This is a genomic window from Tissierella carlieri (assembly GCF_018917285.1).
Classification (GTDB): domain Bacteria; phylum Bacillota; class Clostridia; order Tissierellales; family Tissierellaceae; genus Tissierella; species Tissierella carlieri.
Genome location: NZ_JAHLOH010000040.1, coordinates 208,553 through 229,382 on the forward strand (window position 1 = coordinate 208,553; position 20,830 = coordinate 229,382).

At 32.9% G+C, this 20,830-nt stretch carries 18 protein-coding genes; 4 read left to right on the forward strand and 14 right to left on the reverse strand.

The annotated features are described in order from the left end of the window. Positions 1-3: 3 nt before the first annotated feature. From KQI38_RS13225 to KQI38_RS22385, 11 genes are all read right to left on the reverse strand, one after another. Positions 4-2,289, reverse strand: a complete 2,286-nt coding sequence (locus KQI38_RS13225; protein WP_216560120.1) for a molybdopterin dinucleotide binding domain-containing protein — start codon at positions 2,287-2,289, stop codon at positions 4-6. Positions 2,290-2,301: 12 nt separating this feature from the next. Then, a complete protein-coding gene (locus KQI38_RS13230; RefSeq protein ID WP_216560122.1) occupies positions 2,302-3,078 on the reverse strand; it encodes a molybdopterin-binding domain-containing protein in 777 nt (258 codons plus the stop codon). 247 nt (positions 3,079-3,325) lie between these two features. Then, positions 3,326-4,654 carry a sigma-54-dependent transcriptional regulator gene (locus KQI38_RS13235; RefSeq protein ID WP_216560124.1) on the reverse strand — a complete coding sequence of 443 codons (1,329 nt, stop codon included), beginning with the start codon at positions 4,652-4,654 and terminating at the stop codon, positions 3,326-3,328. Then, complete coding sequence (locus KQI38_RS13240; RefSeq protein ID WP_216560126.1) at positions 4,641-6,509, reverse strand: sensor histidine kinase; 1,869 nt, start codon at positions 6,507-6,509, stop codon at positions 4,641-4,643. The genes KQI38_RS13235 and KQI38_RS13240 overlap by 14 nt, the downstream gene beginning before the upstream one ends. A 6-nt stretch (positions 6,510-6,515) precedes the next feature. Next, a complete protein-coding gene (locus KQI38_RS13245) occupies positions 6,516-7,526 on the reverse strand; it encodes an ABC transporter substrate-binding protein (RefSeq protein ID WP_216560128.1) in 1,011 nt (336 codons plus the stop codon). A gap of 2 nt (positions 7,527-7,528) precedes the next feature. Then, positions 7,529-8,671 (reverse strand): 4Fe-4S binding protein, encoded by a 1,143-nt coding sequence (locus tag KQI38_RS13250; protein ID WP_216560129.1) that lies wholly within the window; start codon positions 8,669-8,671, stop codon positions 7,529-7,531. A 155-nt stretch (positions 8,672-8,826) separates the two neighbouring features. Continuing rightward, entirely contained in the window at positions 8,827-9,009 is a 183-nt protein-coding gene (locus tag KQI38_RS13255; RefSeq protein ID WP_094902990.1) for a twin-arginine translocase TatA/TatE family subunit, read from the reverse strand. A 42-nt stretch (positions 9,010-9,051) separates the two neighbouring features. After that, positions 9,052-9,645: a 4Fe-4S dicluster domain-containing protein gene (locus tag KQI38_RS13260; RefSeq protein WP_216560181.1), complete on the reverse strand. Its 594-nt coding sequence runs from the start codon at positions 9,643-9,645 to the stop codon at positions 9,052-9,054. Positions 9,646-9,665: 20 nt separating this feature from the next. After that, on the reverse strand, positions 9,666-10,328 hold the full coding sequence (locus KQI38_RS13265) for a TorD/DmsD family molecular chaperone (protein WP_216560131.1): 663 nt from the start codon (positions 10,326-10,328) through the stop codon (positions 9,666-9,668). A 14-nt stretch (positions 10,329-10,342) separates the two neighbouring features. Continuing rightward, positions 10,343-12,613 (reverse strand): molybdopterin-dependent oxidoreductase, encoded by a 2,271-nt coding sequence (locus KQI38_RS22655; RefSeq protein ID WP_338114474.1) that lies wholly within the window; start codon positions 12,611-12,613, stop codon positions 10,343-10,345. A 30-nt stretch (positions 12,614-12,643) separates the two neighbouring features. After that, positions 12,644-13,417 (reverse strand): molybdopterin-binding domain-containing protein, encoded by a 774-nt coding sequence (locus KQI38_RS22385; RefSeq protein ID WP_256313052.1) that lies wholly within the window; start codon positions 13,415-13,417, stop codon positions 12,644-12,646. A gap of 358 nt (positions 13,418-13,775) precedes the next feature. Here KQI38_RS22385 and KQI38_RS13280 point away from each other — a divergent pair, with 358 nt between their 5' ends. From KQI38_RS13280 to KQI38_RS13295, 4 genes are all read left to right on the forward strand, one after another. Next, positions 13,776-14,126, forward strand: coding sequence for a winged helix-turn-helix domain-containing protein (locus KQI38_RS13280; RefSeq protein ID WP_216560134.1), 351 nt, complete (start codon positions 13,776-13,778; stop codon positions 14,124-14,126). A gap of 199 nt (positions 14,127-14,325) precedes the next feature. After that, positions 14,326-15,183 carry a molybdate ABC transporter substrate-binding protein gene (modA, locus tag KQI38_RS13285; RefSeq protein ID WP_216560136.1) on the forward strand — a complete coding sequence of 286 codons (858 nt, stop codon included), beginning with the start codon at positions 14,326-14,328 and terminating at the stop codon, positions 15,181-15,183. An 18-nt stretch (positions 15,184-15,201) separates the two neighbouring features. After that, the gene (modB, locus tag KQI38_RS13290) at positions 15,202-15,876 is read left to right on the forward strand and encodes a molybdate ABC transporter permease subunit (RefSeq protein WP_216560137.1); all 675 of its coding nucleotides are present in this window, start codon (positions 15,202-15,204) and stop codon (positions 15,874-15,876) included. A 17-nt stretch (positions 15,877-15,893) separates the two neighbouring features. Next, positions 15,894-16,943, forward strand: coding sequence for a sulfate/molybdate ABC transporter ATP-binding protein (locus KQI38_RS13295; RefSeq protein ID WP_256313065.1), 1,050 nt, complete (start codon positions 15,894-15,896; stop codon positions 16,941-16,943). 43 nt (positions 16,944-16,986) lie between these two features. On the opposite strand, the gene mobA is transcribed toward KQI38_RS13295, so the two are convergent. From mobA to fdhF, 3 genes are read right to left on the reverse strand one after another with little or no spacing between them, the layout of a single operon-like run. After that, positions 16,987-17,580 carry a molybdenum cofactor guanylyltransferase gene (mobA, locus tag KQI38_RS13300; protein ID WP_216560139.1) on the reverse strand — a complete coding sequence of 198 codons (594 nt, stop codon included), beginning with the start codon at positions 17,578-17,580 and terminating at the stop codon, positions 16,987-16,989. Between the two features lie 11 nt (positions 17,581-17,591). Continuing rightward, positions 17,592-18,080 carry a MogA/MoaB family molybdenum cofactor biosynthesis protein gene (locus KQI38_RS13305; protein ID WP_094903008.1) on the reverse strand — a complete coding sequence of 163 codons (489 nt, stop codon included), beginning with the start codon at positions 18,078-18,080 and terminating at the stop codon, positions 17,592-17,594. A 21-nt stretch (positions 18,081-18,101) separates the two neighbouring features. Continuing rightward, entirely contained in the window at positions 18,102-20,783 is a 2,682-nt protein-coding gene (fdhF, locus tag KQI38_RS13310; RefSeq protein WP_216560141.1) for a formate dehydrogenase subunit alpha, read from the reverse strand. Between the last annotated feature and the right edge of the window lie 47 nt (positions 20,784-20,830).

A 20,830-nucleotide genomic window follows, 5' to 3' on the forward strand; every position in this document is an offset into this window, starting at 1 on the left:
CCTTTATACTGGTTTAACCTTTACTCTAATACTATTTCTATTAGGGCTACCAGTAGTCGCTTCAGATAATCCGTAAATACCATCTACTGTTGGATCTAATAAACCTAATTGGTTAGTAGCAGTACCTTCTCCTCTTATTGGATCTCCTGCTACAGTTTCTCCATCTATTATGATATCCTTACTCCCATATTCCCATTTACCATATCCAAAACAAACTCCTATTGTTCCTTTTGCTACCCCTTCTCTAACCTTTAGAACTCCTTTTGTTTGATTAGCAACACTTTCAACAATTACTTCTTGTCCATCAGTTAATCCATGTTCTTTAGCGTCTAAACTATTCATCTCAATAAAATTAGTTCTTCCGATATTTTGAAGTGTTGGAGCATTACTCATCATAGATAATCCTCTAAGCTTTGGCTTATAAGAACAGATTCTAAAAGGATATTCTGATTCAGGGAACATCTCATCTATTAAATCTCCATTAGCAAACATTTCAGGTAGCCACATAGGTGAACCTTCATGATATTTTCCAGTAATACTATTTCTAGTTGTAGCTGTATTTTCTGAATAGAAGCATATACAAGCTGTAGATTTATATTTCATAAAGTCTCCATCATAATAGCTATTATCTGGCTCAAACTTACCACCCTTAGCCATGATATTCTTTACTAATGGAAGCTCTTCAGCAGTAACAGCTTCCTTCCAATGCTTTGGTATATTATCTAGTCCTGTTAATTTTGCATCTTTATCTGTAATTGGTAAAGTAGTTTCCTCATCATATGCCATATTGGCAATAGCCTTCATCCAATAATCTTCACGAGTGTGAATCGGCCATACTTTACCATTAGAATCCGTAACAGCATTATCTCCAAATCCTGGCATACCGATTCGTTTAGCCACTTCTATCATGTATGTTTCCATACTTATATGTTGTTCGTATTCTCCTACTTTTGGAGTTGGAGGTTCTACAACTGGCCATCTTACTCCAGTAATTCTTGTTGTGTGGTTCCCTCTTGCTCCTAATATTGCCCAATGCTCATTAAAATTTGTATCTGGTATAATATAATCTGCAAATGCACTTGTTTCACCTACTACTGTATCTATTGCAATAAATAATGGGATATTAGAAGTTTTCTTTATCTCTGTTAATACTTTTTCATTAAAGGTAGATGGACCACCATAAATTGGATTTGCTGCACAATTTACTAAAATCTTACATTGGTAAGGATATTTGTTTATAGCTGAGAATATAGCATGTCCATCTAAATTGAATCCATTTGGATGCCAAGGTAATTTAGAAGGATATGGATTTTTTCCTTGAGCTACTTTATTTTTATACTCAGTTGTATTTTCATATAGGAATTGCTCTCTACTTATTCTAGGTCCCTTAAGTCCTGATGAACCTTCTACAGTATTTAAATTATATCTTGGTCCATCTGAATGAGCTTTATATGTAGCCCCGCCTAAAGTCATTCCGCCTTTCATATTAAATGCCCCTAACATAGCTGGAAGCATTAATAATCCAACGGCGAAAGGTAATCCATTTATAGCTACAGTTCCACCTAATGTATCTACCCCTACCTTATATCCATGGTTAGTAAATTCTTTAGCTACATCAATTATTTGTGATGATGGTACTCCACATATTTCTGCATATTCTTCTATACTATATTTATTAGCTCCTTTTTTTAACATAGCAAGAGCAGTAGCTACTTTGAGTCCTTCTACTTCTCCTTCAAAGAATATATCTGCTGTATCTACTTTATTGAAGATTTCATGTTTATTAGTAGCTTTATCTATTACTATAAATGATTCTTCTCCTTCTATAGGTTCAAATTCTAATTTAATATCTTCCGGCCTTAAGAATTTTCTATAATTAGGATGTTTTTCATCCACTATTACAAGATAGGCAGCATTGGTGAAACTCTTATATCCAATTTTTTCAGCCGCCTCTAATGTTGGGCAAGCTAAAAAATCTCCATTATATTTTTCATTTTCAAACATCCAATTCATTATTGCTAATACAAATGCAGCATCTGTAGCTGGTTTTATTGGGATCCATTTTGTTCCACCTGGAATATCTGTACCACCCTGCATCACTGGATCTACGAGTGCAAGTTTTAAGCCATTGCTTTTTACAGCCTTTACTGTCTTACGAGCTAATCCTTGATATCCCATACCACTATGTCCAGGATAAACCCCTTGATATAATGCAAATTCTGCATCATTTATATCAGGTCTATGTGTAAATTGACCTTTTTTATCATATAAGGCCTGCCACGCAGGCACCCATGCGCCACCTCAAGTACCAGAGTGTACATAAACATTTGGAGATCCAAAGCTTCCGTTTACGAATCTTATTGTAAACTCTCTTCTACCATAGGAACCACCATATAACCATACTAATCCATTACTCTTTGGTCCCATTTCTGGTGCATCAGGATTGATTAGATTTTCATGGTCAAACACTTGTCTAAATCCTTCTATTTTAGTGTCATCTCCCAATTCTTTAAATATCTGACCGCCTTCTACTGTTTCTTCCATTAGCTGTTCCCAACTAATTGGTCTCCACTTGCCACTTCCTCTTTCACCAGCTCTTTTTAAAGGTACTGTAATTCTTAATGGATCCTCAATTATCTCAAAGCCTGAGTTCCCAACAGCACATACTGTAGCTCTATTAGTAAGTCCTTGTTCATTATGTAAACTGAAGGCTTTATATGATTCTTCTACAGTATTATTATAGTCTAGTGCTGGCTCAGCACATACTGGATGAAAAGGGTTTCCAGTAACACCAATAACCTTATTAGTAGTTTTATCAATTTTAACTCTATTACCACAGTTATTGTAACATGACATACATACGCTATGGCGTATCATGACATTTTCATTAGGAGTTACTTCTCCTGTTTTTTTATCCACAGTTGCTTCTACTAAATTATTAGGATTCCCCTTATACACTGGAAATTCGTCTACTGGCTCTGTCTTACTAGTAGACTTACTACATCCTGATACGCCTAAACCTAAGGCAGCAGCACTAGCCGTAAAAGCAGAAAGCTTCAAAAACGTTCTTCGCTTCAAAATTATCACCTCGGCATAATTATTTTTAATATATAAATTTAATACAAAATTATATATTAGCAATTTCTATGCCATAGTTAAGTTTCACCTATATATTATCTAAAAAATTGTGAAAATGTTAATTTTTGAACATATTCTGACCGCCATTTACAAATCTTATTTAAAAAACTCATAATATAAACTTCATTTATGACAAAAATATAGTTATATTTTTGTCATTTTGACATAAATATATCGTTCTTAGCTTTTACTGCTCGATTTTATATTTTTCTATCTTTCTATATAACGTTCTTAGACCAATCTTTAACATCTTTGCAGCCTCTGGCTTATCCCAATTAGTTAGTCTTAATATATCAATGATATGCTCTTTTTCTACATCATCTAACGAAATATATTTTTTGTATTGATTTTCATTATTATTTAAACTTGGAATTAAGTCCCAAGGATAAATTTTATTTCCTTTAGACAATAGTACTGCTCTATCAATGAAGTTTGCTAATTCTCTTACATTCCCTGGGAAATCATGTTCTATTAAAAACATTTTTGTTTCTTCTGCTAGTTCTTTTTTATTGCTTGGATTTTTATTAAGAAAATAATTGGCAAGAAGCAATACATCATCTCCACGCTCCCTTAGTGGGGGTACTGGAATTGTAACTACGCTTAATCTATAAAATAAGTCTTCTCTAAAACTGCCATTATAGATTGCCTTTTCCAAATTTTTATTTGTTGCTGTTATAACTCTTACTGTAGTCTTTTTAGTCATAGTGCTACCTACAGGTCTAAACTCTCCAGTATCTAAAAATCTTAATAATTTTACCTGCAAAGCTGGATCCATATCACCAATTTCATCTAGAAACAAAGTTCCTTGATTTGCAATTTCAACTAATCCCTTTTTATTAGTATGAGCTCCCGTAAAAGCTCCCTTTACATGACCAAATAATTCACTTTCTAATAATTCTCCAGGTATAGCACCTGCATTTATAGGAATAAAAGGGTTGTCTCCTCTACAACTCTTATAATGTAATGCATTAGCTACTAAATCTTTTCCTGTACCACTCTCTCCAAGTATTAGTACAGGTAAATGACTATCAGCAACCTTATCAATCATATATTTTAGGTTCAACATTACTTGAGACTCCCCAACAATCTCTTTTTTATCATTTATGAGCTTAATATTTTCCACGAGATTATCGTTATAACCCTTAAGCCTTTTCTTCTCCGCAGCTCTCTTTAAAACTAGTTCTAATTCAATAGGATTTACAGGTTTTGATAAATAGTCATATGCACCACTTCTCATGGCTTCTATGGCTGACTCTATAGTCCCGTATCCAGTAAGCATAATAACTTCCATGTCTGGTTGTATCTTTTTTGCTTTCTCCAAAAGTTCTAGACCATCTATTTTGTCCATCATTACGTCGAATAAAGCTACATCAAACTCTAATTCTTCAACCAATTTAATTGCTTCTATTCCTGATGTAACAGCTTTCACATGAAGACCTTTTCTTGTTAACCTATCTTTAAGTACTTCTATAAATTTTTCTTCGTCATCTACAATTAATAATCTAAAGCTTTCCATTTTCCTCCACTCCTCTAGATATTGGAAGTTTTATCTCTACTTCTGTACCTATATTTTCTTCACTATATATTTCAATATATCCTCTCATTCTCTCAATTATGGCCTGGCTAATGGATAGTCCTAGGCCAGTTCCCTTTCCAATAGGCTTTGTTGTATAAAAGGGATCAAATACCCTTGCTTTATCTTTCTCTTTAATACCATATCCAGTATCTATTATCTTAAGTATTAAAAAACCATTATTATCTATTTCACTAATATTTATTGTCAAAATCCCTTTATTTTCCATAGAATCTACAGCATTAGTTATTATATTTAATAACATTTGCTGCATTTGTGATTCATCCGCTAATATTATTGGCTCTGCAATGCCTACATCAATTACAATATCTATATTTTGCTTTTTCAACCTATGTTCCATTAATTTTAATATGTCTTCAATAATCTTAAAAACATTAACCAGTGTAATATCAACCTTCGATTCCCTTGAAAATCTTAATAAATTTTGTGTAATGGCAGAACATCTGTCAATCTGTCCTTTTATTATTTCTAAATAGTTTTGAATAACATTATTATCATATAAATCATTTATGTCTTCTGTCTCCAATCGTTCTAATAAATCCGTAGCATAAAAGCCTAAATTATTCATAGGGTTGTTAATTTCATGAGCTACTCCTGCTGCTAAAGTACCAATGGCTGCTCTTTTCTCTGCTAACATTATTAAACTTTCATTCTCTCTCCTTTTTTTTATCTCCTCTGTCATACTATTAAATGCCTCTATTACCATTCCAATTTCATCATTGTTTTGCTTCGGTATTTTATAATCAAAATTCCCACTCTTTACAGAGTTTACTCCATTTGCTAACTCATTCATTGGCTTCATGAAAAGATATATTAGAAAAGAACCTACTACTCCGATTGTTAATATGGTTAATAAAAAAGTAATTATAATTCTAGTTATCATTAGTCTAATAGTTTCATATGCATTATCTAATGGTTGTTCAACTACTACACCCCAATCTACTATTGGAATTAAACCGTATACGCCTAAGACATCCTCTCCTAAATATGATTCATAAATCATAGTTTCAAATTTTTCATATTTAAATACATTCTTTTCTTCTGTTTTTATCTTAAGTAAGCTTGTTACTCCCTTACTTTTAGTCACGTCTTGTCTCCTCGTTACCTGACTATAATCAGAATGACCAATTAAAGAGCCTCTATCATCTATTAAAATAATATAGCTTCCCTCTTTTGTTTTTGTAGCATTTATCTTTTTCATTACCTGTCGCAAGCTTATTTTTGCAATAATAGCTCCAGTCAGATATTCTTTATCTCCACCAACTGGAATCCCCAGTTCAAAAACAATTTGATTATCTAAATCTATTTCTGGTTTTCCAATATATAAGTCTCCACGTTTCAGAGTTTTGAATTTTTCGTCTGTTGAAATATTTTCCAGTTCTTTCGGAGAAATAGCATATCTTTTTGATATTTTTACTAGCTCCATGCCCTTAGAAGAAATCATGGATATTTCTTCTAAATGGTGGTACTTTTTCAACATTCTATATATTATATCTTCTCTATTGAACTTGTTGCTCCAATCAAATAATTCTGGATTTGTTATGGCTATGGTCTCTAAGGATTCTTGTGTTGTCTTTACCATTTCAACAACTGTTTGAGATATTTTTGACGCCGTTAGCTCATGTTCTTTATGTATAGATTTTTGAACTTCGGTTTTTAATGTTCTAATACTAATCAAAACTAAAAACACTAATGGGATAACAGCTACACCTATCATCATAAGAATTAATTTAGACTTTATGCTAACCAAAAATTGTTTTTTGTTATGTATTTCCATGTAATTCTACCTTTCAGTTTTTTTTACGAACTTATCTACAAAAGTCATTTTAGAATAGTCTATTTCTATACCTAGAGCATTAGCAGTATCTACGTTTATATGAAGTTCTAAATTCTCTGGTGACTCTATTGGAATGATTTTTGGATCTTGTCCCTCAAGGACATTGGCTACTAGTCTAGCTGATTGAAGTCCTTCATTGTAGTTAGTGCTCCCATAAAAAGCTAACATACCTTTTTCAACCTGAATATCATTGACGCCCATAACAGGAATCTTATACTCTAGTGATGCATCTACTATATCTTGAATAGTTGATTCAAACAACAAACTACACATTAACATTATTCCATCAAATTTATCATGATTTTTCGATATAGTCTCAATAATTTCATCTCTATTGGTAACTGGTATTAATTCTAATTCTATTTGAAGCTTATCAGCTGCCTCATATAGAAATTTTGAACTTGGACCAAATGGAGTTGTAAGTGGATTATATAATATTAATACATCTTCAGTGTCTGGAACTATTCTTTTTAAAAATTCTAGTCTTTTTCCTGATAATTGAACGTAATGACTATCCACTCCTGTTATATTACATCCTGGAGAAATATTATCTTGAATAAATCCCAATTCAACAGTACAACCTACACCTATAAATACTATAGGAATACTTTCTTTATCTGCATACTTTTTTGCGGCAGACGTTTCAAAAGTTCCAGTAGTTATAATAATATCCACTTTTTCTTTCACCAGTTCTTGTACTAAAGGCTCTATCTTATCCTTATCACCGTCAGCATTCTTTATAATGACTTCTAAATCTTCTTTTTCATATCCATAATTATATAATCCATCTATCATTGCATTAACCTTACCTAGCCTACTATCTGTAGCAGAAATAACACCAATTTTGTATTTGGTGTTTGTATTTTTATTAACATATCTAGCAAAATTTTTTTCTATATGAAATATAAATACTACTAGTAATATTATTGATAAAAAAACAGCTATCCTTTTTCTCATATTTACCTCCTATAAGTCCTACCTAATTTTAAGCATGAAGAGCAAACCTCTACAGTATTACTAGCTGTAATTATCTGTTTGCATATACTACATCTTTGCTTAGTTCCAGTAGCAAGAATACTCGGTTCGACAAATGAAAAATCTTTAATTCTTTTAGATTTTAGCTCTAATGCACCGTAGTAACAAACTTCAACACATAAACCACAACCACTACAAGCATCTCTCAGAAGAAATAAGCTTAGCTTGTCCCCTTCTTCTATATACTTTAATGCCCCCATTGGACAAAGCATTGTACAGGCTCTACAAAAAGTACATGTCCCTACTATTGAGGGCTTTGAATAATCTATAATCTCAGAATTAATTAGTTCTTCATCTTTTATCTTACTAAAAACTTTCCCTAGTATTGGATATTTTTTAACTGTTGCATTTGCAACAATTGCATTTGACTTTTCATCCTCATCATTAACCCCTAATACATATTTAATTGCGGTGTTGGGAAGCTTTTTAACAGATTTAAAAATAGAAAATAAGAACTCTCTTCTCTCATTATCAATTTCTTCAGTAGACGTTTTTCTAGCCTTTACCTTCGGAACTTTTTCAGTATTTTTTATAGCTCCTCCTAATAGGTTTAAATCTTCTTCTATTCTTTTGATCTTTTTAATATTATTTAAGTATAAGTCAATACCACTCTTTACAATACATTCCTTACATTTTGCTTCGGAGAAAATAACATTAATTTCAAATGGCAAAGTATCTATTCCCAATAAGAATTCTAAAGTCAGGCCTCCTAGACAAGGTACTTTGAAAACACTTTTTGAGATATCATCATTATGCTTGCAAGTTAAAATTACTGTATTATCTAGTTTTCCTTCTTCTTCTATGTAATTATACAGATTTAATTCAGTGGGTTCCTGAATAGATATAGCTCCTGTAGGACAAACTGATGCACATAGTCCACATTGGATACAATTATCATTCAGTTCAATTATTGAATTTTTAATGATTATCCCTTCTACAGGACAGCACTCTATGCATTTACTACACTTACCTAGATGAGAACGTACCCTTGAGCATCGTTGATGATTCAAAGCTATTGGTTCCATTCTAGAAGTAGCAGTTTCTATTATTTTTTCAAATTTTAGCATTTTTATCTCCCCATATTAAACATAAAATGATTGTGTAATAATTTGATATATTATCTTTATCTATGATAGTATGGCATGTTATTAACTTTGTCAATAAACTAATTAACGGTTTATAAGAGCAAGGTACTATAATATAGTACCTTGCTCTTATGTTATTATTCTTTTTTATCGTTTAGGTCCACTTCTACATCTTTAGATATTTTATTTGCATGGTTTTTAAATTCTCCTATGGCTTTACCGAATGCTTTTCCTATTTCAGGAAGTTTTCCCGGCCCAAATACAACCAATGCGATACCTAGTATTAAAATTAATTCTGGAGCACCTATTTTACCAAACATCTATATCTCTCCCTTCTCTATGGCATATATACAGAATCTAATCTATTTTCCACCTCTATATCGTTCCTCTGGCTCTCCATCTTTTAAAGCCTTATCCAATCCAATATAAGTAACGCTAAGATCTAATTTCAACTCATCTTTTAATCCCTTAATCTTGTTATCTGCAACCATCTTGCTAACTTCAGATTCTGGATCATTTAAATCTCCAAAAAATCTAGCATGAGATATACAAGTGCTTACACAAGCAGGTAACAATCCAACCTCTGCTCTCTGAATGCAGAAAGTACACTTCCCAACCTTCTTAGTGTCATTATTCATATATCTAGCATCATAAGGACATGCTGCTACACAAGCTCCGCAGCCTATACATTTTTCTTCATCTACTACAACTATACCTCCTTCAACTGCAAAGGTTGCATTCACAGGACAGGCTTTAACACAAGGTGCATCTACACAATGATTACATAATTTTGGAAGTTTTACTCTTGCTACTTTGGGATATTCTCCTGCATCCCACTCTTCAACCCAAGTGTTAAAGCATCCTTCAGGAAGGTTGTTTTCCATTTTACAACTAATAGTACAGGCATGGCATCCAACACAACGCTCTAAATCTATGACCATTCCATATCTTTTCATTCTAAATCACCTCTTTAAATTTATTGATTTTCTCCCATCAGATATTCCAAATCTAACGCTATCCATTTGGCGGAAATATTAGTTAAGTAAGAGTACAACCCTTCTCCTCTTTCCTTACTTAGAATAGCATAATCTTCAATCCATTTAGATAGATGTTCAACAAGAAAATCTTTTTGTAATTTCCTCCATTTATTAGCTTTTTCACTCATTCCATTTTCCAAGGCTAAAAGTTCAGAATTAGCTAAATAAACCAAAAAAGCTAATTCAAATGCAATATGATCTGGATAATGATTATCCTTGAGTGGCTTAAAAGCATTAAGTTGGTCTATTTTGAAATCTACTATCTCATAGCATGCTTTTACATGAAAAGTTTCCTGACTATCTAATTTACCATAGGATATTTTGCCATTCTTTATATCTTTGTTCCTAATTGCCGATTCATGAGGCGGGACAAATAATTTTGAAGTAGGTACAAAAAATCTATCATAATATTCTTGTATAAAATAATCTAAGTCCTTTTCCTCAATAGAGTCTATTTTATCTTCAGTTAATTCTTCAAATTGCGAAGAATTATCTTTTATTAAGTTTAATAATTCTTCTGAAGGAGTATTTAAAAAGGAAAAAGATAAAAATTCATATAGCTCCAATCGTTTTTTTGCTATAAAAATACTTTCTTTTATCATCTTTTCACTCCTATCTATGCCTTCTCTACCTTGTAAGCTCCACCATTTCTACCTGGCCCTCCAGTTGAAGACTCAGAAATACCAAATAGTCCATTCACCTTTGGATCTATTAAATTCATTAAATGTACTCCTGTACCTATGAATTCATTGCTCTCTTGGACTTTTCCTTCAATGTTATATCCTTTTGTGCCATATTCCCAATGCCCATATCCAAATGCTATACCTATGGTTCCCTTTGCTATACCAGATCTTACTAGAGCATGTCCTATAAATTCGCCGCCTGTAGCAGGAATTACTTTTACTTTATCCATAGTTGATATTCCTAATGCTTTAGCATCTTCAGTATTTAACTCAATATAATTATGTTTGCTTAAGTCTCTAAGACTGGAACTGTTAGCAAGCATACTTATACTTCTAAATTTAGGTTTGTAATTTGCCGCCTTAAATGGCCATTCTGTTTCTGGGAATACATCATTTACTAAACTGCCATCAGAGAATGATTCAGGACTCCATGCAGCTACACCATTATAATATTCACCAGTTAATGAGTTTCTGCTAGTTGCAAACTTCTCAATATATAAATCAACAGATCCTTTATAAGCATATTTATGATTGTCACCTTCAAATCCTGCTCCATGGTCTTCAAAACGACCGCCTCTCGCCATTATGTTTAATACCTTAGGCCATTCTTCCTTTGTTAATATATCAGCCCAATCCTTAACCGCATTTTCTAAATCTTGCATTTCTATTTCTTCTTGTGAAATGTCTGCCACAGGTTCTTCATCATATGCCATATTTGCAATACCACGAATGAAATAATCTTCTCTGCTGTTTAATGGTAGCAAGTTATCATCCATATCTAATATTGCCTTATCTCCGAATCCCGGTAACCCAATCTTTTTAGCAACATCAATCACGTATGTTTCAAAGGATATATGTCTTCCATCTTCTAACTTTGGGGTTGCTGGTTCTACTATCGGCCATCTCACAGTAACTCCTTTTCCTGAGAAGTTTCCTTCAATATTAGCTAAGCCCCAACTTTCATAAGGAGTAGTATCCGGTATAATATAATCTGCTAATGCAGTCATTTCTCCCATGTATGCATCACAAGAAATAAATAGAGGGACATTATCAACACTCTTCAGTGCTTCAATCACTTCTTTTCTAGCACCAGCCGGTACTGCTAATAGAGGATTAGCCATCCAATTCAATACTATTTTTGCTTGATAAGGATATTTATTTATAATAGAGAATAATCCTTGGTTATCAGAGGCACTTCCTATTGGGTGCCACGGCATCTTTGATGGATATGGATTTTTTCCTTTAGCAACCTTTTCTTTATATTCAGTCGTATCTTCATATCTAACTCCAGTACGGCTAATTCTCATACCTGATGCTTTTGGTCCATCTGGTATGACGTTTAATTGATATCTTGGTCCAGCTGAAGTAGATTTATATGAATTTCTTCTAGTAATTGCTCCACCCTTTTTATTTATACTACCTACCATGGCCATTAAAATATAATGAATCATAGTTATATCTGACCCATTTGCAGTAGCTGTACTCCCCATTCCATCTGCTGCTACTTTAGTCCCATGAGAAGTAAATTCATTTGCTATTTCTTCTATTTTGTCCTCTGGAATACCACATGCCTTTGAGTACTCACCTATTTCATATCTGAAGGCACTTTCTTTTAAAATAGTAAAGGATGTTCTTACTTGTATTTCTTTTCCATTAGGACCTTTTACTTTCCCTTCATACAATAAATCTGCTGTGATTGCCTTATCAAATCTAGCGTACTCCTTCGTAGCATCATCAATTACAATAAATATGTCTTTTTCTTCTTCTCCAACTTCCAATCCTAAGTCTTCTGCTCTTAACATTTTTCTATAATTTGGATGTTTTTGGTCTTCTATTACTAAATGAGTAGCATTTGTCCAGCTATTAAATCCTTTAGAAACACTAGCCTCATAATTAGGTGAACTTAGGAGATCATTGCTATACTTATGATTTTCAATAATCCATCTAATCAGTGCCATACCAAATGCATTATCTGTTGTTGGTTTTATTGGAACCCATTCACTATTTTCATATAAAGGTGTAACAGCCCCTCCAGCAAGAATAGGGTCCACTACTGAATACCTAAGATTTCCTTCCTTTACTCCAAACTTTATTTGACGAGCTATGGTTTGCATAGGTTTCCCACTATGTCCTGGGAATGCACCAGCATATAATATATATTCTGCATTATTAATATCCGGCCTTAGATTTTGCCCACTTGCTATTACCTGCGCCGCAGGTGTTTTAGAACCGCCTCAGGAATAACCATGTCCAAAGTTATTTACAGTTCCAAATGAATTTGTAAACCTTCCTGCAAATGATGTTCTTCCATCTCCACGTCCTCCAAAAAAGACTAATTGATTTGCTTTTGGACCAAATTCTGGGGCTTTTGAATCTATAGGTGTTTCTAAATCTCTTGTTTTTCTAAATCCGTCTATAACAATATCTTCACCTATATCCTTAAATAATTCTCCACCTTCTACAGTTTCTTCTACTGCCTCATCCCAAGTGATGGGCTTCCACTTTCCTTCTCCTCTAGCTCCTGTTCTTTTTAGCGGAACCAATATCCTCATAGGGTCATAATGGCTTTCTAAAGTGGCATTTCCTCTAGCGCATAATGCACCTCTATGCATGCTGCCTTTATCTTTATAACTACTAAAAGCTAAATATGATTCTGTTAAAGGCTCTTTAAATGAAAGATGCGGCTCTGCATTATTAGGATTATATGGATTTCCATATACTCTCAATATTTTACCAGTATTTTTATCAATCTTTACACGATTTCCGCATGAGCTATAGCAACCTAAACATGCACTATGTCTCATCAATATTGACGGCTCTACTTCAACGGCACCTGTCTCTAGATTAATCATAGCCTCTGGCTTTTGCCCTGGTAATTGAGAAAGCTTTGGGAATTCATTTGGAGCATCCGTATTTACAGCGTCCTTTTTATTACATCCTATGGTTAGACCAGTTAGACTTAATGCTCCTATACCTCCTAACATTTTTAAAAATGTACGTCTTTTCAATTTTGTTCACCTCGCAAATTATTTTTTTATCAAATTAATATCATTTGCAATATTTATGCCATTATGCTTACTAATAGCAAATGTCCTTTTACACTCCTATAGTTTACACATTTTAAAAAAATATTTTTTATTAAAAATTTATATATCCTATTTTGTCCTATATGATTTTATAATTATCTTGTCATATTGACAGAACCATTTGTCATATTGACAAAATTTTATCGTTAAATATACTGCTTACTATTACTTCTCTACTTACTAAAAAATATTTTATCAAATTTAATTGCAATTATAATATTCTTATATTATAATGCTTTGTATCAAAGCTAATTTATAAAGAAGGTTGGGAGCGATTACCATGACCTTAGATTCTAGAGGGAATTCACATTTTAATGCTAGAATAAAGATAGTCTATAATGATTCTACATTTGGCCCAGGGATTGCGAGAATTATGGAATTAGTTAAAGAAACAGGAAGTTTATCTAAAGCCTATAGAATTATGGAATTATCACCTAGCAAAGGATGGAAAATAATTAAAAATGCTGAGAAAGAGCTAGGTTTTCCTTTGTTTATTAGTGTTATAGGCGGCAAAGGTGGAGGTAAATCTGAGCTTTCAAAAGAAGGTGAAGATTTGTTAAGTAGGTATCAATCCTTTGTTTCCGAATTAAATATGGAAGCAGAAAAGCTTTATAAAAAATATTTTGGCTAAGAGAATATCGTTAATTATCTTTCATCTATAAAATAATGTTAAAAAATAATTAAACTATGTTAAAATTTATCGCTCAAATGGGCGATAAAAAAACATTTTCGTTCCTCTTATAAAAGAGGTTCGCATTGCGATACTAATAGTTAAGTTTTTTCTGGGACAAGCTTTTACCCCAGATAATATAAAAAGGGAGGATATAAAAATGAAGTTAAAAAAATTATTTATCATTCTATTATCATTAGTTTTAGTTTCCACCTTCATGGTTGGATGCAGTAAAGGTATAACTAATAATCCTAATGAGGATACTGAAGTAAAAGCAGAAGATAAAAGTGAAGCAGATAAAGAGGAAAAGGTCGAACCAAAGGAGCCTGTAGAATTACTTATTTCAGCTGCAGCAAGTTTAACAGATGTATTAGGTGAATTAGCAGAAGTATATAAGACTGTAGAACCCGAAACTACTCTTACATTTACTTTTGGAGGTTCTGGAGCATTGCAGACTCAAATAGAAGAAGGGGCACCAGTTGATGTATTTATGTCAGCAGCTCAAAAACAAATGAATGCTTTAGAAGAAGGAGGCCATATATTAGATGGCACAATTAAGACTTTATTAGTGAATAAAGTAGTACTTATTACTCCAAAGGATGGAAAGATTGATATAAAATCTTTTGAAGACTTAGCTAAAGATGAAATAAAGAAAATTGCAATAGGGGACCCAGGAAATGTTCCCGTAGGTCAATATAGTGAAGAAATATTTAATAACTTAAATATAGCTGATAAGATTAATTCAAAACTTGTATTAGCAAATGACGTTAGAACAGTACTTACTTGGGTAGAAAGCGGAGAGGTTGACTGCGGCATTGTTTATGCTACTGATGCATTTACATCAGATAGTATTAATATAATCACTGAAGCTCCTGAAGGAAGCCACAAAGAAGTTAGTTATCCAGTGGCAGTAATTAAAGATAGTCAAAATTCTGGTAGATCACAAGCATTCTTAGATTTCCTATCTACAGATGAGGCTATTAAATTATTTGAAAAATATGGTTTCTCAATGAAATAGAAATGAACGGAGGATAATATGAGTTATTCCCCTTTATTAATATCTTTAAAAGCTGCAGTTATTGCAACTATAATAACTTTCATCTGTGGAATTTATGCAGCATATTTAACTACAAAATTAAAAAGATTTAAAGGATTAGTGGATGGGTTTTTAACCCTTCCTCTAGTATTACCTCCTACTGTTGTAGGCTTTTTTCTGTTGGTTTTCTTAGGAAAGAATAGCTTTATTGGTAAGTTCTTAGCATTATATGATGTTTCTATTGTATTCTCTAGTACTGCTACTATTATAGCTTCTGCAGTTGTTTCTTTTCCATTAATGTATAGAACTGCAAGAGGTGCTTTTGAACAGTTGGATAGAAATATGATTTATGTAGCAAGAACTTTAGGTTTATCTGAACATGAAATTTTTTTAAAAATAATGCTACCTAATAGTTTCTCTAGTATTATTGCTGGGACTATTTTAGCCTTTGCAAGAGCATTAGGCGAATTTGGTGCTACGATTATGTTAGCGGGTAATATTCCAGGTAAGACTCAGACCATGGCAGTTGCAGTTTATAGTGCTGTTCAAGGAGGTAATAGAGCTCTGGCTTATAAATGGGTTGCTATTATGGTTGCAATATCATTTATAGCAATATTGATAATGAACAAGTTAGAAAGTGTGAAAATCAACAAAGTAGGGAAAGGAGGTAATTAGATATTCTTTATGCTAATATAAAAAAAACATTTGGAGATTTCTTCCTAGATGTAGAATTTGAAACAAATAAGGAAACATTAGCTCTCTTAGGTGCTTCTGGTTGCGGAAAAAGTATGACACTTAAATGTATCGCTGGAATCGAGACGCCAGATGAGGGCCAGATTATATTAAATGAAGTAGTGCTTTTTGATAGTAAAGAAAAGATAAATATATTACCTCAAAATAGAAAAGTAGGATTATTGTTTCAAAATTATGCTCTTTTCCCTAACATGACATTAGAAAAAAACATAGCTATTGGAGTTCCAAAAAATCGCCAAAATAAATCTGGGATTATAAAAGAAATAATTAAATCTTTCTCTCTAGAAGGATTAGAAAATAATTATCCTCACCAATTGTCTGGTGGGCAGCAACAAAGAGTAGCACTGGCTAGAATGTTAGTAAACGATCCTAAAATATTAATGCTAGATGAACCTTTCTCGGCTTTAGATGAGCATTTGAGATGGCAAATGGAGCAGGAGCTTATTGATATATTAAAAAAACATAATGGCAGTGCATTATATGTATCTCACAACAAGGATGAAGTCTATCGAATATGTGACAGAATCGCAGTATTAAATAATGGAAAAATAGAAGAAACTAATTATAAGGAAAATCTATTCAACAATCCTGAAACTCTTAATGCTGCAATGCTAATTGGTTGTAGAAATATTTCTAGAATAAAAAAAGTTTCTGAAAATAAAATTTACGCCATAGACTGGGATTTAGAATTAATATGCAATACTATAGTGAAGGATAATATCCGATATGTTGGTATCCATACTCAAAATATTAATCTTTGCTCTGATTATGAATCTACAATAAATACTTTTAAATTAAATATAATGGATATAATACAAAATTTACACTCTTATACCTTAGTATTGGGAAATCAAATGGAGAATGATGGAATTTCTCAGTCTCCTATCTATATGAAAACTTTTGAAGAAGAAGTTAATAAAAAGGAATTATATAAGGGGAAATCAATTTATATTAATCTAAATGGGGATAAGCTCTTATTATTACATTAATTTTAGATTAAAATACAATAAAAATGTTGGATATCCAACATTTTTATTGTGTCAAAAGAAATTCATCCAAATCTTCTATTGTATTTAAGTTTTTAAATATATCTTTATTTAAACTAAATTTTACAACCTCATCTTCTTCTATATAATGAGTTTTTGATTTAGTAATTAAAGAGTTTATAGCCCTCATATTAGATAGTAAATGTTTTTCAATATTTTCTATTATCCTCTTAGAATAAAAGCCATGCAATGGCTCTATTCTATCTCTAATACGTGTCACACAAATATCTATATCTTTGTTCTCAATAGCTTTTTTCATATATCTTATATAATCTATATCAATATTAGGCATATCACAGGCAATTACAAAAGCATATTCAGATGAAGCTTCATTTAAACCTGAATGGATCCCACTTAAAGGTCCCATTCCTTTAATTATATCTGTTCTTATTTTTTGGTTAAACTCATTGTATTCTTCAGGCTTATTTGTTACAATAATGATTTCGTCAAACTCTTCTTCAAGTTTATTAATTACTAAACCCATAAGTCTTTTTTCATCAATCTTTAAAAATTGTTTATCAAAACCCATTCTTGAACTTTTACCGCCTGCTAATATTATTGCTGCTCCAAACTTTTTCACTGATTCACCTTCTATCGAGCACACTCTGAATCTTTTCCTGTTAGGATTTCCAAGCCATGATGAACGCTGTCTAAGATATAATCCAAGGCTTCTTTGACTGCCTTTGGACTACCAGGCAAATTGATTATCAAAGTTTTATTTCTTATCCCCGACACTCCCCTAGACAGCATAGCTCTAGGAGTAATGCTGAGACTATAATATCTTATAGCCTCAGCTATTCCATTTGCCATTCTATCACAAGCCTTTATCGTAGCTTCAGGAGTAACATCTCTTTCACTAAAACCTGTTCCTCCAGTAGTCAAAACTAAATCTACTTGTAAATTATCCACCATATTAATTATCTCATTATATATAGTCTCTTTTTCGTCAGGAACTATAATTTTACTTGATACAATATAACCTCTATTTTCTATTATTTCGGTTATTATTTCTCCAGATTTATCTTCTCTTGCTCCAACAGAACCTTTGTCACTTGCTGTTATTATTCCAACCTTAAACATATTAACCACTCCAAGTATAGTCTATATATTTTCAACTTTTTCTACTCTTACTGCAGAAATCTTATATTCAGCAGTCTTAGTAACTGGGTCATATGCTGAATTAGTTAATTCATTTACAGGAGATTCTTTATAATGGAATGTCATAAACATCATTCCTGGTTTAACTTTATCTGTTACTGTTACCCTACTCAATATAGACCCTCTTCTTGATGTTACCCTTACAAAATCTTCTTCTTCTACCTCTAACCTCTCAGCATCTACTGGATTCATTTCTGCAAGCTCATAAGGTCTTATATCATCTAAGTTTCTAGAATGTCTAGTCATTATGTTATAATGATATAACATCCTTCCAGTGGAAAGAAGTATTGGGTACTCTTCACATGTAAGCTCTGCCGGTGCCTCATATTCAACTGGAATCATCAATCCTTTTCCTCTTGGGAAAGTCCCCTTATGAAGATATGGAGTACCAGGATGCTCTTCCGTTGGACATGGCCATTGTAAACCTACTTTATCTATTCTCTCATAAGTTATTCCTCTATAACTAGGTGTTGTTTCTCTTATTTCATTAAATATATCCTCAGAGTTTCTATAATCGAATCCCTTTGCTCCTAATTTTGTGGCTATTTCACTTAATATCATCCAATCTAGCCTGCATTCACCAGGTGCTTCAACAGCTTTTCTAACTCTCTGAACTCTTCTCTCAGTATTTGTAAATGTACCGTCTTTTTCAGCATAACATGTTGCTGGAAGTACAACATCAGCAAATTTAGCAGTCTCTGTTAGGAATAAATCTTGTACTACTAAGAAGTCTAAATTCTTTAAGGACTTCTTAACATGGTTCGCATCTGGATCTGTAAGCACAGGATCTTCTCCCATAACATACATTGCTTTAACGTTTCCTATTAGTGCTTCATCTAACATTTCTGGAATTCTAAGCCCATTATTAGGATTTAATTCTACATTCCAAAATTCTTCAAAGAATTTTATATTTTTTTCCTCTGATAAGTTTTGATATCCAGGGAATGTATTAGGAAGTGCTGCCATATCGCAAGCTCCTTGAACATTATTCTGTCCACGCATTGGATTTATCCCTGAATTCTCTAAACCTAAATGTCCTGTAAGCATAGCTAGGTTTGCAAGATTCATAACATTTGCTGTTCCTGTAGTATGTTCTGTTATTCCTAGAGTGTAGAATATACCTGCCTTCTTAGTACTTGTATAGAGTTTAGCAGTTTCATATAGCATATCTTCAGATATTCCAGTAATCCTAGCCACTACTTCTGGAGAATAGTTTTCTATTGTCTCTAATACATTTTCAAATCCTGTGCAACGTGTTTCTATAAATTCTTTGTCATGCCATCCTTCTTTTACTATGATATGCATCAATCCGTTTATTAGGGCGGCATCTGTACCTGAATTTAAAGGTAACCATATAGTAGCCATTTCTGCCAGCTCTGTACGACGTGGATCTATTACTATAAGCTTAGATCCATTTTTAGCTGCTTTTTTCATTTTGTTTCCAATTATTGGATGAGCCTCTGTAGCATTAGAACCAATAATGAATAATACTTCATTTCCCTCTACTTCTCCAATAGCATTAGTCATAGCTCCACTTCCTAATGTAGTTGCAAGACCTGCAACTGTAGGAGCATGTCAGGTTCGGGCACAATGGTCTACATTGTTGGTGCCTAAAGCGACTCTCATCATCTTTTGAAATACGAAATTATCCTCATTAGTGCAACGTGCAGAACTTAATCCTGCTATAGCATCTCCGCCATGTTGTTCTTTTACATCCTTGAGGTTTTTAACTACTAATTTTATAGCTTCATCCCAGCTAGATTCAACAAATTCTCCATCTTTTTTGATCAATGGTTTAGTGATTCTATCAGGATTGTTTATAAAGTCTGTGTGATATCTTCCCTTTACACAGAGGGATTTTCCGTTTACTGGTGAGTCTGGATTAGGAGTTACTCCAACTACCTTTCCATCCTTTACGTTTAGATCGAAATTACATCCTGTTCCGCAAAATGGACAAGTAGTACGAACCTTCTTAACCTCCCATGGCCTAATACCTTTCAACTGCTTGTTTATAAGAGCACCAGTAGGACATGCTGTTATACATTGACCACACATTCTACAGTTCTTATAATTAATAGGCTCATCAAAACCAGTAGTAACCTTAGAATTAAAACCTCTATTTGTAAAATCAATTGCAGATGTCACTTGAATTTCACTACATACTCTTACACATTTGCCACATAAGATGCATTTACTTTGATCTCTTTCCATAACAGGATTTAGACTATCTATTGCATACTGTTTTACTTCTCCCTTAAAAGAACCTTCTTTTATTCCGTATTTATAACATAAATCTTGAAGTCCACACTCTCCAGACTTTTCGCAAGTCAAGCAATCCTTTGGGTGATTTGAATATAATAAATCTAAAATATCTCTACGAACCTTAACTACCCTTTCAGACTCTGTATATACTACCATCCCTTCTCTTGCCTTAGCCGAACAAGATGCAACAAGGTTTTTAGAGCCCTCTACTTCTACCACACATAACCTACATCCACCAAAGGATGAAAGCTCTTTGTCATAGCATAAAGTAGGAATATCTACTCCATTTTCTCGAGCAGCTTCTAATATAGAAGTTCCCTCTTTTACTTTAACCTCTTTTCCATTCATAATAAATGTAATCATATTTTCGCCTCCACACGGTACTAAAACATTAAAAAATCATTGGCTAT